Origin of the sequence: Mycobacterium intracellulare ATCC 13950 (assembly GCF_000277125.1) — a bacterium.
GTDB lineage: Bacteria > Actinomycetota > Actinomycetes > Mycobacteriales > Mycobacteriaceae > Mycobacterium > Mycobacterium intracellulare.
The window spans coordinates 557,353-570,661 of sequence record NC_016946.1; the positions used below are offsets into that span (position 1 = coordinate 557,353).

The 13,309-nt window shown below is 66.5% G+C and carries 13 protein-coding genes; 9 read left to right on the forward strand and 4 right to left on the reverse strand.

Annotated features, from left to right (window positions below):
• Positions 1–52: 52 nt before the first annotated feature.
• From OCU_RS50085 to OCU_RS27775, 4 genes are read right to left on the reverse strand one after another with little or no spacing between them, the layout of a single operon-like run.
• On the reverse strand, positions 53–271 hold the full coding sequence (locus tag OCU_RS50085) for a hypothetical protein (RefSeq protein WP_014379048.1): 219 nt from the start codon (positions 269–271) through the stop codon (positions 53–55).
• Positions 272–330: 59 nt separating this feature from the next.
• Positions 331–1,842, reverse strand: coding sequence for a long-chain-fatty-acid--CoA ligase FadD17 (gene fadD17 / locus OCU_RS27765; protein ID WP_009957036.1), 1,512 nt, complete (start codon positions 1,840–1,842; stop codon positions 331–333).
• Between the two features lie 5 nt (positions 1,843–1,847).
• The gene (locus OCU_RS27770) at positions 1,848–2,945 is read right to left on the reverse strand and encodes an acyl-CoA dehydrogenase family protein (protein WP_008263732.1); all 1,098 of its coding nucleotides are present in this window, start codon (positions 2,943–2,945) and stop codon (positions 1,848–1,850) included.
• Between the two features lie 29 nt (positions 2,946–2,974).
• Positions 2,975–4,156 carry an acyl-CoA dehydrogenase gene (locus OCU_RS27775; protein ID WP_008263734.1) on the reverse strand — a complete coding sequence of 394 codons (1,182 nt, stop codon included), beginning with the start codon at positions 4,154–4,156 and terminating at the stop codon, positions 2,975–2,977.
• A 212-nt stretch (positions 4,157–4,368) separates the two neighbouring features.
• On the opposite strand from OCU_RS27775, the gene OCU_RS27780 reads away from it, so the two are divergent.
• The 9 genes from OCU_RS27780 (at position 4,369) to OCU_RS27820 (ending at position 13,299) form a co-directional block, all read left to right on the forward strand.
• Positions 4,369–4,560 (forward strand): ferredoxin, encoded by a 192-nt coding sequence (locus tag OCU_RS27780; protein WP_003877155.1) that lies wholly within the window; start codon positions 4,369–4,371, stop codon positions 4,558–4,560.
• Between the two features lie 44 nt (positions 4,561–4,604).
• Positions 4,605–5,519 carry a 3-oxoacyl-ACP reductase gene (locus tag OCU_RS27785; protein ID WP_009957037.1) on the forward strand — a complete coding sequence of 305 codons (915 nt, stop codon included), beginning with the start codon at positions 4,605–4,607 and terminating at the stop codon, positions 5,517–5,519.
• 235 nt (positions 5,520–5,754) lie between these two features.
• Entirely contained in the window at positions 5,755–6,519 is a 765-nt protein-coding gene (locus OCU_RS27790; protein WP_014379050.1) for an MlaE family ABC transporter permease, read from the forward strand.
• A 19-nt stretch (positions 6,520–6,538) separates the two neighbouring features.
• Positions 6,539–7,381 carry an MlaE family ABC transporter permease gene (locus OCU_RS27795; protein WP_014379051.1) on the forward strand — a complete coding sequence of 281 codons (843 nt, stop codon included), beginning with the start codon at positions 6,539–6,541 and terminating at the stop codon, positions 7,379–7,381.
• 19 nt (positions 7,382–7,400) lie between these two features.
• Entirely contained in the window at positions 7,401–8,603 is a 1,203-nt protein-coding gene (locus tag OCU_RS27800; protein WP_008263744.1) for a virulence factor Mce family protein, read from the forward strand.
• Positions 8,603–9,658 carry a virulence factor Mce family protein gene (locus OCU_RS27805; protein WP_008263746.1) on the forward strand — a complete coding sequence of 352 codons (1,056 nt, stop codon included), beginning with the start codon at positions 8,603–8,605 and terminating at the stop codon, positions 9,656–9,658. Before OCU_RS27800 ends, OCU_RS27805 begins: the two co-directional genes overlap by 1 nt.
• Positions 9,648–10,712 carry a virulence factor Mce family protein gene (locus OCU_RS27810; RefSeq protein WP_014381763.1) on the forward strand — a complete coding sequence of 355 codons (1,065 nt, stop codon included), beginning with the start codon at positions 9,648–9,650 and terminating at the stop codon, positions 10,710–10,712. The genes OCU_RS27805 and OCU_RS27810 overlap by 11 nt, the downstream gene beginning before the upstream one ends.
• Positions 10,709–12,148: a virulence factor Mce family protein gene (locus tag OCU_RS27815; protein WP_014379054.1), complete on the forward strand. Its 1,440-nt coding sequence runs from the start codon at positions 10,709–10,711 to the stop codon at positions 12,146–12,148. Before OCU_RS27810 ends, OCU_RS27815 begins: the two co-directional genes overlap by 4 nt.
• Complete coding sequence (locus OCU_RS27820) at positions 12,145–13,299, forward strand: virulence factor Mce family protein (RefSeq protein WP_009955884.1); 1,155 nt, start codon at positions 12,145–12,147, stop codon at positions 13,297–13,299. Before OCU_RS27815 ends, OCU_RS27820 begins: the two co-directional genes overlap by 4 nt.
• Positions 13,300–13,309 lie beyond the last annotated feature (10 nt).

Below are 13,309 nucleotides of genomic sequence, written 5' to 3' on the forward strand. Positions count from 1 at the left end.
GGACGGGGGACCGGCGCATCAACCATCGCGTCTCCTTGTCGTTGCGGCATGTTCAGCGCGGCGGTAGCGGCGCGCCCTCCTCCGGCGGGGGAGGAGCTTCCCACGGTTCGGGGTCCGGCGTCGGCGGCGACCACACCAGCGGCGGGGGTGGCGGTGGCAGGGGAGGCGGCGGGGGCGGGTCCGCCGCGGCGACACCGGCACCCAGCCCGAGCGCGGCCCCAGCCAGCGACCCGACCAGGACCGAGCGGGCGATCATTTCGCGGATTTTCATCGAGCGCTGAGTTTACTGCCTGGACGCCCACATCCCGCGATAACGCCCGTCCCGGGGCCCTAGCGGTGGATCTTCCAGACCGGATCGCCGCAGTCGACGCCCTGAGCGGCCAGTTGCCGCTTGAGCACCTTGAAGGTCACCGTGCGCGGGAGTTCGGTGCTGACCCGTACGTACGACGGCCATTGCTTGGGTCCCAAGTCCGGTTGCTCGGCCAAGAAGGCGCGGAACTTCTCGTCGTCGAACTCGGTGCCCGGCGCCATCACCACCGCGGCCATGACTTGGTCGCCGACGATCGCGTCGGGCACCGGGTACACCGCGACCTCGGTCAGGTCGGGGTGGCGCAGCAACACCCGCTCAATCGGCGCGGCGCCGAGGTTTTCGCCGTCGACGCGCATCCAATCACCCAGCCGCCCAGCGAAATACGCATAACCGGCGTCGTCACGGTAGGCCAGATCGCCGCTGTGGTAGACCCCGCCGGCCATCCGCTCGGCCTCGGCGGCGTCGTCGTTGTAATAACCCTCGAAACGGCCCGGCCCGGCGACGTTCACCAGTTCGCCGACCACGCCCGGTGGGCATGACGCGCCGGTGTCGGGATCGACGATGTCGATGCCCGGCGGGAGGGGGCCCAATGAACCCGGCGGTGTGTCCGGGGTGCGCGCGATGGCCACGCCGCCCTCGGTGGAACCGAACCCGTCCTGCACGACACACCCGAATCGGCGGGCGAAGCGCTCGATGTCATCGGGAACGCCCTCGTTGCCGTACACCGCGCGCAGCGGGTTGTCCGCATCGTCGGGCCGCTCGGGCGTGGCCAGTACATACGACAACGGCTTGCCGACGTAGTTCGCGTACGTGGCGCCGTAGCGGCGGACGTCGACAATGAAGTTCGAGGCGGAGAACTTGCGCCGCAAGGCCATTGAGCCCGCACACGCCGCCGCCACCGCCCAGCCGACCAGCACCGCGTTGGAATGAAACAGCGGCATCGACACGTAGCAGACGTCGTCGGGGCCGAGGCCGAAGCGCTGCGACATCGTCACGCCCGCGATCGCGACCTTGCCGTGGCTGCACTTGACCGCCTTGGGCTCGCCGCTGGTACCCGACGTGAAGATCAACATGAACAGATCCGCCGGCGCGGCGTCCTGAAAAACGATCGGGGCGTCGCGGTGCGCGGCCAGTTCGTCGGCCCACGCGACGGAGTCGGCGTTCAGGTGCTCGATATCACCCAGCGTCTCAGACGATTTGGAGTCGGCGAGCACCAATTGGCAGTCGGCCCGGGCGATGTCGCGCTGCAGCGCCTCGCCGCGGCGCACCGGGTTGAGCCCGACCGGCACGATCCCCGACATTCCCGCCGCGACCAGCATCGCCGAGAAGAAGGGCGTGTTCTCCAGCAGCACTCCGACGTGGGGTGGCCGGGTGGGGTCGAGCCGCTCACGCAGCGCCGCGGCGATCGCGGCACCCTGCTGCAGGTGATCGCGCCAGCTGGTGAACGAGTCCTCGAAGTAGATACCCCGGTCGTCGATCTCGGTCAGCGGCGCCAGCAGCTTGGTGACCGTCAGGTCGTCGGTGAGCTCCATTTCGCCTAGGCGGGCGTCTCCGCCAGCTCGCGCCCGATGCGGCGCAGCTGCCCGGTGGCACCGCCCAGCGCGAACTCGATCTCCTTGGCGGCCAGGAAGTATCGGTGCGCGGGGTGATCGGTGTCGACGCCGACGCCGCCGTGCACGTGCACGATGGTGTGCGCCACCCGGTGACCGGCGTCGGCGGCCCAAAACGCCGCGCTGGCGACGTCGATCTCCGCCGGAATGTCCTCGGAGACTCGCCAGGCCGCCTGGGTGAGCGTCAGCCGCAACCCCTTGACGTCGATGTAGCCGTCGGCCAGCCGCTGCGAGACCGCCTGGAAGCTGCCGATCGGCCGGTCGAACTGCTCACGTTCGCGCGCGTATTCGGCGGTCATCTGCAGGCCACGCTCGAGCACCCCGAGCTGGAAAGCGCTGCGGCCCAACGTGCCCAGCGTGCCGAGCCAGGTCGCCACCTCGGCGCCGCCGACCCTGCGGCCGCCGTCCACCTCGGTGCCGTCCAGTGCGAGGTGCCCGACGCTGCCCAGGCCGGTGGTCTGCAGGGCCGTCACCGTGACGCCGGGATCGTCGGCGGCAACCAGGAAAACCGCCGTGCCGGCATCCGTTTCGGCGGGGACCAGGAACGCGTCGGCCACCGGGCCGAAACCGACCTGGGTGCGCGTGCCGGTCAGCCGGTAACCGGCGCCGGCGCTTAGCGCCTGCACCGGGCCCTCGCCCATCTCGCCGTCGAGCGCGATGCTCAGGGTCTTCTCGCCGTTGACCGCCGGCACGCCCCAGTTCTGCTGCAGCTCTTCGGAGCCGAACCGGGCCAGCGCCCCGGCGCCCAGCACCACCGACTCCAGGTAGGGCACCGCGGCCAGCTGATGGCCCAGCGCGACCAGGATCGCGATCTGCTCGAGCGCGCCGAAACCGTCGCCGCCCAGCGATGACGCCGACGCGCTGGACAGGATGCCGGCGTCGATCAGCTTTCGCCACAGGTCGCGATCGAACCGTTGATCGAGCCCGTCCAGCTCGCGCTGGTGTTCGGGGGTGCACACCGAGTCCACGATCGTGTCGACCAGGTTGCCGAGGTCGTTCGCCGCTTCGGTTGTCGTGAAATCCATGAACGTCCGTCCTTCTATTACGTAGCGGCTCAGCGGTTGCGGGGCAGACCGAGGGCGACCATGCCGATGATGTCGCGCTGAACTTCGTTGGTGCCGCCGCCGAAGGTCAGGATCAGGCAGGCCCGGTGCATCCGCTCGACCCGGCCCCGCAGCAACGAGCCCGGCGAATTCTGGCGCACCGTCGCCGCGGTACCCAGCACCTCCATCAGCAGCCGGTAGGCCTCGGTGGCCAGCTCGGTGCCGTAGACCTTGGCCGCCGACGCGTCGGCGGGCGACAGGTCTTCACTCGCCGCCGAGGCCAGCTCCCAGTTGATCAGCTTGAGGACCTCGGCCTTGGCGTGCACCCGGGCCAGGTTGAGCTGCACCCACTCCGAGTCGATGAGCCGGGCGCCCCCGTCGTCCTTGGTGTTCTGCGCCCATTCGCGAACCTCGCGCAGGGCCAAGAAGATCGGTTGCGGCGACACCAGGGCGACGCGCTCGTGGTTGAGCTGGTTGGTCACCAGCTTCCAGCCGCCGTTCTCCTCGCCGATCAGGTTGGTCACCGGGACGCGGACGTCGGAGTAATAGGTGGCGCTGGTGTCCACACCGGCCATCGTGTGCACCGGGGTCCAGGAGAAACCCTCCGCGGTGGTCGGCACGGTCAGCATCGAAATCCCGCGGTGCTTCTTGGCGTCGGGGTTGGTGCGCACCGCCAACCACACCCAGTCGGCGTAGGCGATCAGGCTGGTCCACATCTTCTGGCCGTTGATGACGTAGTCGTCGCCGTCGCGCACCGCGGTCGTGCGCAGGTTGGCGAGGTCGGTGCCGGCGCCGGGCTCGGAGTAGCCGATCGAGAAGTGCAGCTCGCCCGCGGCGATCTTGGGCAGGAAGAACTTCTTCTGTTCCTCGGTGCCGAACGCCATGATGGTCGGCGCGACGCTGTTGATCGTCAGGAACGGCACCGGCACGCCGGCGATGGCGGCCTCGTCGGTGAAGATCAGCGAGTCCATCGGCGAGCGGTCCTGGCCGCCGTACTCCTTGGGCCAGTTCAGGGTGAGCCACCCGTCTTTGCCCATCTGCGCGACGGTGTCGCGATACGCCGTGCCGGTACCGACCTCGCCGCCCCCCGAGGAGGTCAGCGCCTCGCGACGCTCCGGGGTCATCAGGTTGGTGAAGTACGACCGCAGCTCGCGACGCAGCTCTTCTTGCTCAGGGGTGTAACTGATGCGCATTTCAGCCGTCCTTCAAGTCAACGACGTTTCCGAATACAACCCGCGTCACAGGCTGCAGCTCGACCAACGGCTACCCATTCGTCTTCCCGGTTGTAACACGTTCTAGTCTGGGAATCCAGCGACCGTTTCCCCAGCGGTGTCGGGGTCTTATGGTGGACCTACATACTGATGAGGCGAGTCCTGCGGTGAAGGCCAGGTTCAAGGAGGGTGCTGTGCGGGTGATCGTGGACCGTGACCGGTGCGAAGGTAACGCAGTGTGCTTGGGAATTGCCCCCGATATCTTCGACCTCGACGACGAGGATTACGCCGTGGTGAAGCTCGACCCGATTCCCGCCGATCAGGAGCAGTTGGCCGAGCAGGCGATCGCCGAATGCCCGCGCGCCGCGCTGTCCCGCGGCGACTGATCCGAGCCTAGAGCGCGCAACCCGAAACTAGAGGTATTCATAAATTGACTAGCAGCACGAACGCGACCGATCTCTCCGGAAAGGTCGCGGTGGTCACCGGTGCGGCCGCGGGCCTGGGACGGGCCGAGGCGCTCGGCCTGGCACGCCTCGGAGCGACCGTCGTCGTCAACGACATCGCCGCCGCGTTGGACGCCTCCGACGTCATCGACGAGATCAACTCCTCCGGTTCGAAGGCCGTTGCCGTGGCGGGCGACATCAGCGAACGCTCCACCGCCGACGAATTGGTCGCCCAGGCCGACGGGCTGGGTGGGCTCGACATCGTGGTCAACAACGCCGGCATCACGCGCGACCGGATGCTGTTCAACATGTCCGACGAGGAGTGGGACCAGGTCATCGCCGTGCACCTGCGCGGCCATTTCCTGCTGACCCGCAACGCCGCCACCTACTGGCGCTCCAAGGCCAAGGAGGCGGACGGCAAGGTCTTCGGCCGGATCGTCAACACCGCATCGGAGGCCGGCCTGGTCGGCCCCGTCGGGCAGGCGAACTACGGCGCCGCCAAGGCGGGCATCATCTCGCTCACTCTGACCGCCGCGCGGGCGCTCGGCCGCTACGGCGTGTGCGCCAACGCCATCTGCCCCCGCGCGCGCACGGCGATGACGGCCGACGTGTTCGGCGATGCACCGGAGGTGGAGGCCGGCGGGGTCGATCCGCTGTCGCCAGAGCACGTCGTCAATCTGGTCAAGTTCCTGTCCTCGCCGGCGGCTGCGGAAGTCAACGGCCAGGTGTTCATCGTCTACGGTCCGCAGGTGACACTGGTCGCTGCCCCGACGGTCGAGCGCAAATTCAGCGCCGACGGCGCCGCTTGGGACCCTGCACAGCTGAGTGCGACGCTGCAGGAATACTTTGCTGGACGTGATCCTGAGCACAATTTTTCGGCGAGCGCACTGATGGATCAATAGCCATTTGGGGCTAGTCGATCGGGGGGAATCGGCAGGTAGAACGTGTGTCAGTTTGACACGTGACAAGTGCGTCTGACCTGGCGAATTAACGGTTGGGATAAGAAATGCTGTTCATTGACATGGTGAACTTGTTCTGAGTTAATATGATCCGGCTCACACCGAGCCCCATGCGACCGTAGACAACGCAAAGGCCAGCCATAGACTTCGCCGAGACCAGCCGAGGGGGGACACCGAGTTGAGGGAGCAACTTGCCGTTCCCGCCCGCGCCGTCGGCGGATTCTTCGAAATGATGATGGACACCGGCCGGGCAGCTTTTCGCCGGCCGTTCCAGTTTGGCGAGTTTCTCGATCAGACGTGGATGATCGCCCGCGTGTCGCTGGTCCCGACGCTGCTGGTGTCCATCCCCTTCACGGTGCTGGTGGCCTTCACCCTCAACATCCTGCTGCGCGAGATCGGCGCCGCCGACCTGTCCGGCGCCGGGACGGCGTTCGGCACCATCACCCAGCTGGGTCCGGTGGTGACCGTGCTCGTCGTCGCCGGTGCCGGCGCCACCGCGATCTGCGCCGACCTGGGCGCGCGCACCATCCGCGAGGAGATCGACGCGATGCGCGTGCTCGGCATCGACCCGATCCAGCGGCTGGTGGTCCCCCGTGTGCTGGCGTCCACGGTGGTGGCGCTGCTGCTCAACGGCTTGGTATGCGCCATCGGGCTTTCCGGTGGCTATGTGTTCTCCGTCTTCCTGCAGGGCGTCAACCCAGGCGCGTTCATCAACGGCTTGACCGTGCTGACCGGACTGCGCGAGCTGGTACTCGCCGAAGTCAAGGCGCTGCTGTTCGGTGTGATGGCCGGGATGGTGGGCTGTTACCGCGGCCTGACTGTCAAGGGCGGGCCCAAGGGCGTCGGCAACGCGGTCAACGAAACCGTGGTCTACGCCTTCATCTGTCTGTTCGTGATCAACGTGGTGATGACCGCCATCGGCGTGCGAATTTCGGCGAAGTGATGAGACGGGTGAGCACGCGATGAGTTACGACGCCACACTGCGGTTTCGTCGCCTCTTCTCGCGGCTGCAGGAGCCGGTCGACGACTTCGGCGAGCAGGCGTTGTTCTGCGGGCAGACCGTGCGCTACGTCCCCAACGCGCTCACCCGATACCGCAAGGAGACGGTCCGGCTGATCGCCGAGATGACCATGGGCGCGGGGGCTCTCGTGATGATCGGCGGCACGGTCGGTGTCGCGGCGTTTTTGACCCTGGCCTCCGGCGGTGTCATTGCCGTGCAAGGGTATTCGTCGCTGGGCAACATCGGCATCGAGGCGCTGACGGGATTCCTGTCGGCCTTCCTGAACGTCCGGGTGGTCGCCCCGGTGATCGCCGGCATCGCGCTGGCGGCCACCATCGGCGCCGGCGCCACCGCCCAATTGGGCGCCATGCGGGTGTCCGAGGAGATCGACGCCGTCGAGTGCATGGCGGTGCACTCGGTGTCCTACCTGGTGTCGACCCGCCTGATCGCCGGCCTGATCGCGATCATCCCGCTGTACTCGCTGTCCGTGCTGGCCGCGTTCTTCGCCGCCCGCTTCACCACGGTGTACATCAACGGGCAGTCAAAAGGCCTCTACGACCACTACTTCAATACGTTCCTGATCCCGTCGGACCTGTTGTGGTCGTTCCTGCAGGCGATCGTGATGTCCATCGCGGTCATGTTGGTGCACACCTATTACGGCTACAACGCCAGCGGTGGTCCCGTCGGCGTCGGCATCGCAGTCGGCCAGGCGGTGCGGACGTCGTTGATCGTCGTGGTCGTCATCACTTTGTTCATCTCGCTCGCTGTGTATGGGGCGTCCGGTAACTTCAACCTCTCCGGCTAAGAGGACCGCTTAAAAGGACATGGCAGAAACAGGCGCGCGACGCACGACCGTCCGGCTGGCAGCAGCAGTGCTGGCCGGCCTCATGGTGGCTTTCGCTGTGCTGACTTACCTTTCCTACACGGCCGCCTTCGCGTCGATCGACACCGTCACCGTGTCGGCGCCCCGGGCGGGGCTGGTGATGGAGAAGGGCGCCAAGGTCAAATACCGGGGCATCCAGATCGGCAAGGTCGAGACCATCGACTATTCCGGCGACCAGGCGCGCCTGACGCTGGGCATCAACAGCGACGACATGCATTTCATCCCGTCCAACGCGGCGGTGCACATCGCGGGTAACACCATCTTCGGTGCGAAGGCGGTGGAATTCATTCCGCCGCAAACGCCGTCGCCGACCTCGCTGCGTCCGGACGCGCACGTCGCGGCCTCGTCGGTGCAGCTCGAAGTCAACACCTTGTTCCAGTCGCTGATCGACCTGTTGCACAAGGTCGACCCCGTCGAACTCAACGGGACGTTGAGCGCGTTCGCCGAAGGCCTGCGTGGCCACGGCGATGACCTGGGCGGCATCCTTTCGGGACTGAATACGCTGACGCGCCAAGCGAATCCGAAGCTGCCCGCCTTGCAGGAAGACCTCCGCAAGACCGCGGTCGTGGCGAACGTCTACGCCGACTCCGCCCCCAATCTGAACACCGTCTTCGACAACCTGCCGACGATCAACAAGACCGTCGTGGACCAGCAGAAGAATCTCGACAAGACCCTGTTGGCCACCATCGGCCTGTCGAACAACGCCTATGACACGTTGGCGCCGGCCGAGCAGGACTTCATCGACGCCATCAACCGGCTGCGGGCCCCGCTCAAGGTGGCCGCCGACTACTCACCGGAATTCGGCTGCCTGTTCGCCGGAATCGAGCGCGGCATCAAGGAATTCGCCCCGCTGCTCGGCGTCCGCAAGGCCGGCCTGTTCACGTCGTCGAGCTTCGTGCTGGGCGCGCCGTCGTACACGTACCCGGAGTCGTTGCCGATCGTGAACGCCTCCGGCGGCCCGAATTGCCGTGGGCTGCCCGACATCCCGACCAAGCAGACCGGCGGCTCGTTCTACCGGGCGCCGTTCCTGGTCACCGACAACGCCAACATCCCGTACGAGCCGTTCACCGAGCTGCAGTTCGACGCGCCCTCGACGCTGCAGTTCTTGTTCCACGGCGCCTTCGCGGAACGGGACGATTTCTGATGCCGGACAGTTCGGGCATGCCGTCGCACCGCGAGATGATGATCAAGGTCAGCATCTTCGCCGTGGCCATGCTGCTGGTGTCGGCCGGGCTGGTGGTGGTGTTCGGCGACTTCCGGTTCGGACCCGAAAGCACCTACCACGCAACGTTTACCGACGTCTCGCGGTTGAAGGCCGGTCAAAAGGTGCGCATCGCCGGGGTGCCGGTCGGTGCGGTGTCGGACATCAAGCTCAATCGCGACAACACCATCGACGTGAAGTTCGGGGTCGACAAGCGCTACACGCTCTACTCGTCGACGCGCGCGGTGATCCGCTACGAAAACCTCGTCGGTGACCGATATCTGGAGATCACGTCCGGCCCTGGAGAGCTGCGAAAACTCCCCGCCGGCGCGACGATCAACAGCCAACACACCCAGCCCGCACTGGATCTCGACGCGCTGCTGGGCGGGCTGCGGCCGGTCCTCAAAGGCCTCGACGCCGACAAGGTCAACACCATCAGCAGCGCGGTCATCCAGCTGCTGCAGGGCCAGGGCGGCGCGTTGTCGAACGTGCTGGCCGACACGAGCGCGTTCTCCTCGGCGCTGGGCCAGCGCGACCAGCTCATCGGCGACGTGATCAACAACCTCAACACGGTGCTGACGACCGTGGACCAACGCAGCGCGCAGTTTTCGACAAGCGTGGACCAGTTGCAACAACTGATCACCGGGCTGGCCGAACACAAGGACGACATCGCGGGTGCCATCCCCCCGCTGGCCTCCACGACGACGGATTTGACCCAGCTGCTGAAGAATTCGCGCCGCCCGCTGCAAGGCGTTCTGGAAAACACCCGTCCGCTGGCCACCGAGCTGGACAACCGCAAGGCCGAGGTGAACAACGACATCGAACAGCTGGGCGAGGACTATCTGCGGTTGGCGGCCCTCGGCGCTTACGGGTCGTTCTTCAACATCTATTTCTGCTCCGTGACGATCAAGATCAACGGCCCCGCCGGTGGCGACATCCTCCTGCCGCTTGGTGGCCAGGTGGATCCCAGCAAGGGGAGGTGCGCTTTTGCCAAGTAACGCAACACATGAGCGCGATCCGCTGCGCACCGGCATCTTCGGCGTGGTGCTCGTGGTCTGCGTCGTGCTCATCGCATTCGGGTATTCCGGGTTACCGTTCTGGCCGCAGGGCAAGATCTACGACGCCTACTTCAGCGACGCGGGTGGAATCAATCCCGGCAATGCCGTTTACGTCTCGGGTTTCAAAGTCGGCAAGGTGACCTCCGTGGGTCTGGCCGGCGACAGCGCCAAGATCAGCTTCAGCGTCGACCGCCACGTCGCCGTCGGCGACCAGTCGCTGGCCGCGATCCGCACCGACACCATCCTCGGTGAGCGCTCCATCTCGGTGACCCCGGCCGGTGGCGGCAAGGCAACCACCATCCCGCTCAGTCGCACCACGACGCCGTACACGTTGGCCGGCGCGCTCGAGGACTTGGGTTCCAATGCCAGCAACCTGAACAAGCCGCAGTTCGAAAAGGCGCTGAACGTGTTGACCGACACGCTGCACGACGCCACCCCCGAGCTGCGCGGTGCGCTGGACGGCGTGACGTCGCTGTCTCGCACCCTGGACCGACGCGACGAGGCGTTGCAAAGCCTACTGGCGCACGCGAAGTCGGTCACCGGCGTGTTGTCACAGCGCGCCGAGCAGGTCAACAAGCTGGTCGACGACGGTAACGAGTTGTTCGCCGCGCTCGACGAACGCCACCGCGCGCTGGGTCAGCTGATCTCGGGCATCCAGGAGCTCTCGGCGCAGATTTCCGGCTTCGTCGCCGACAACCGCAGGGAATTCGGGCCCGCGCTCAACAAGCTCAACGATGTGCTGTCCAACCTCAACGAGCGCCGCGACTACATCACCGAGGCCCTCAAGCGGCTGCCCACCTACGCCACCGAGTTGGGCGAGGTGGTCGGTTCGGGTCCCGGCTTCAACGTGAACGTCTACGGCGTCATCCCGGCGCCGCTGCTCGCGACGATGTTCGACTTCTTCTATCAGCCCGGCAAGATGCCGGCCAGCCTGGCCGACTACCTGCGCGGGTTGATTCAGGAACGCTGGATCATCAGGCCGAAGTCACCATGATGCAGCGGATCATCCGCAGCAGGGGGCTGCGCTACGCCACCATCATCGCGCTGGTCGCGGTGCTGGTGGGCGGCGTGTATGTGCTGTCGTCGCAAGGGAATAACCGCAAGATCGTCGGCCACTTCGCATCGGCGGTCGGGTTGTATCCCGGCGACCAGGTGCGCATCCTGGGTGTCCCGGTCGGCACCATCGACACGATCGAGCCGCGGCCCTCCGACGTCAAGATCACCATGTCGGTGTCCAAGGACGTGAAGGTCCCCAAGGACGCCAAGGCCATCATCATGTCGCCAAACCTGGTGGCGGCCAGGTTCATCCAGTTGACGCCGGCCTATACCGGTGGGCCGGAGATGGCCGACGGCGCCAGCATCGGCCCTGACCGCACCGCGGTCCCGGTGGAGTGGGACGAGGTCAAAGAGTCGCTGACCAAGCTGGCGGTCCAGCTCGGCCCGACGGCCGGGTCGCTGCAGGGCCCGTTGGGCGCGGCGATCAACCAGGCCGCCGACACCTTCGACGGCAAGGGCCAGTCGTTCCACAGCGCCTTGCGCGAGCTCTCGCAAGCCGCTGGGCGACTTGGGGATTCGCGCGGCGACATCTTCGGCACGGTCAAAAACCTGCAGGTCGTGGTCAACGCCCTGTCGTCCAGTAACGAACAGATCGTCCAATTCGCCGATAGCGTCGCCTCGGTGTCGCAGGTGCTCGCCGACAGCTCGCGCCATCTCGACAACACCCTGGGGACCCTCAACACGGCGCTGTCGGACATCCGTGGGTTTCTCCACGAACACAACTCGACCATCGTCGACACGGTCAACAACCTCAACGATCTCGCGAAGACACTGAGCGACGAGAGCGACGACATCGAGCAGGTGCTGCACGTGGCGGGCCCGGGTATCGCCAACTTCTACAACATCTACGATCCCGCGCAGGGCACGCTCAACGGTCTGCTGTCGATACCGGAATTCGCCAACCCCGTGCAGTTCATCTGTGGGGGATCCTTCGAGACCGCGGCCGGGCCCAGGGCGCCGGACTACTTCAAGCGTGCCGAGCTCTGTCGTGAGCGGCTGGGTCCGGTGCTGCGCCGGCTCACCGTGAACTACCCGCCGCTGATGTTCCACCCGCTCAACACGATCACGGCGTACAAGGGGCAGATCATCTACGACACCCCGCAGACTCAGGCCAAGGCGGCGACCCCGGTTCCGGAGCTGACGTGGGTGCCGGCCAAGGGCGCCCAGACGCCGGCCACGCAGAACCCGGCGGATCTGCAGGCGCTGCTCGTCCCGCCGGCCCCGCAGGCCGGTCCGGGGCCCGGCCCCGCGCCGGCCGGCGCCGCTCCCGCCCCCGGTCCCGCTCCCGGAAGCGCGTTCGGGCCGCGGCCGGGACCAGCTCCGGCCCAACCCGCGCCCAACGGGCCCGCGGCCGGCTTGGGCGGTGGCGGATGAACCGAATGTGGTTGCGCGCCAGCGGATTGGCCGCGGGCAGCGTGCTGCTGGCCGGTTGCCAATTCAACGGCCTGAACTCGTTGGCGATGCCGGGCACCGCCGGCCACGGCAGCGGCGCCTACTCGGTGACCGTCGAGCTGCCCGACGTGGCGACGCTGCCGCAAAACTCGCCCGTCATGGTCGACGACGTCACCGTCGGAAGCGTTGCCGGCATCGCGGCCGAACAGCGCGCCGACGGATCGTTCTATGCGGCAGTCAAATTGGCGCTGAACAAAAACGTCGTCCTGCCCGCCAACTCGACCGCGACCGTCGCCCAGACGTCGCTGCTGGGTTCGATGCACATCGACCTGGCCCGGCCGAAGAACAAGCCGGCCGTGGGCCGGCTGACCGACGGGTCGAAGATCACGGAGGCCAACACCGGCCGCTATCCCACCACCGAAGAGGTGCTCTCGGCGCTCGGCGTTGTGGTGAACAAGGGCAATGTCGGTGCGCTGGAAGAGATCACCGACGAGACCTATCGGGCCGTCGCGGGCCGGCAGGACCAGTTCGTCGACCTGATCCCCCGGCTGGCGGAATTGACCTCGGGGCTCAACCGCCAGGTCAACGACATCATCGACGCGGTCGACGGATTGAACCGCTTCTCGGGAGCACTGGCGCGCGACAAGGACAACCTGGGCCGGGCGCTGGACACGCTGCCCGAGGCGATTCGCGTGCTCAACAAGAACCGCGACCACATCGTGGAGGCCTTCGGCGCGCTGCACAAACTGGCCAACGTCACCTCGCACGTGCTGGCCAAGACCAAGGTGGACTTCGCCGCCGACATGAAGGACCTGTACTCGGTCGTGAAGACCCTCAACGACAACCGAAAGAATTTCGTCACCTCACTACAGCTGTTGCTGACGTTTCCGTTCCCCAACTTCGGGATCAAGCAGGCGGTGCGGGGTGACTATCTCAACGTGTTCACCACCTTCGACCTCACCCTGCGCCGGCTCGGTGAAACGTTCTTCACGACGGCCTATTTCGACCCGAACATGGCTCACATGGACGAGATCCTCAACCCGCCGGACTTCTTGACCGGCGAATTGGCCAACCTGTCCGGACAGGCCGCGGATCCGTTCAAGATTCCGCCCGGCACGGCTTCGGGACAGTAGGGCGGGCGCA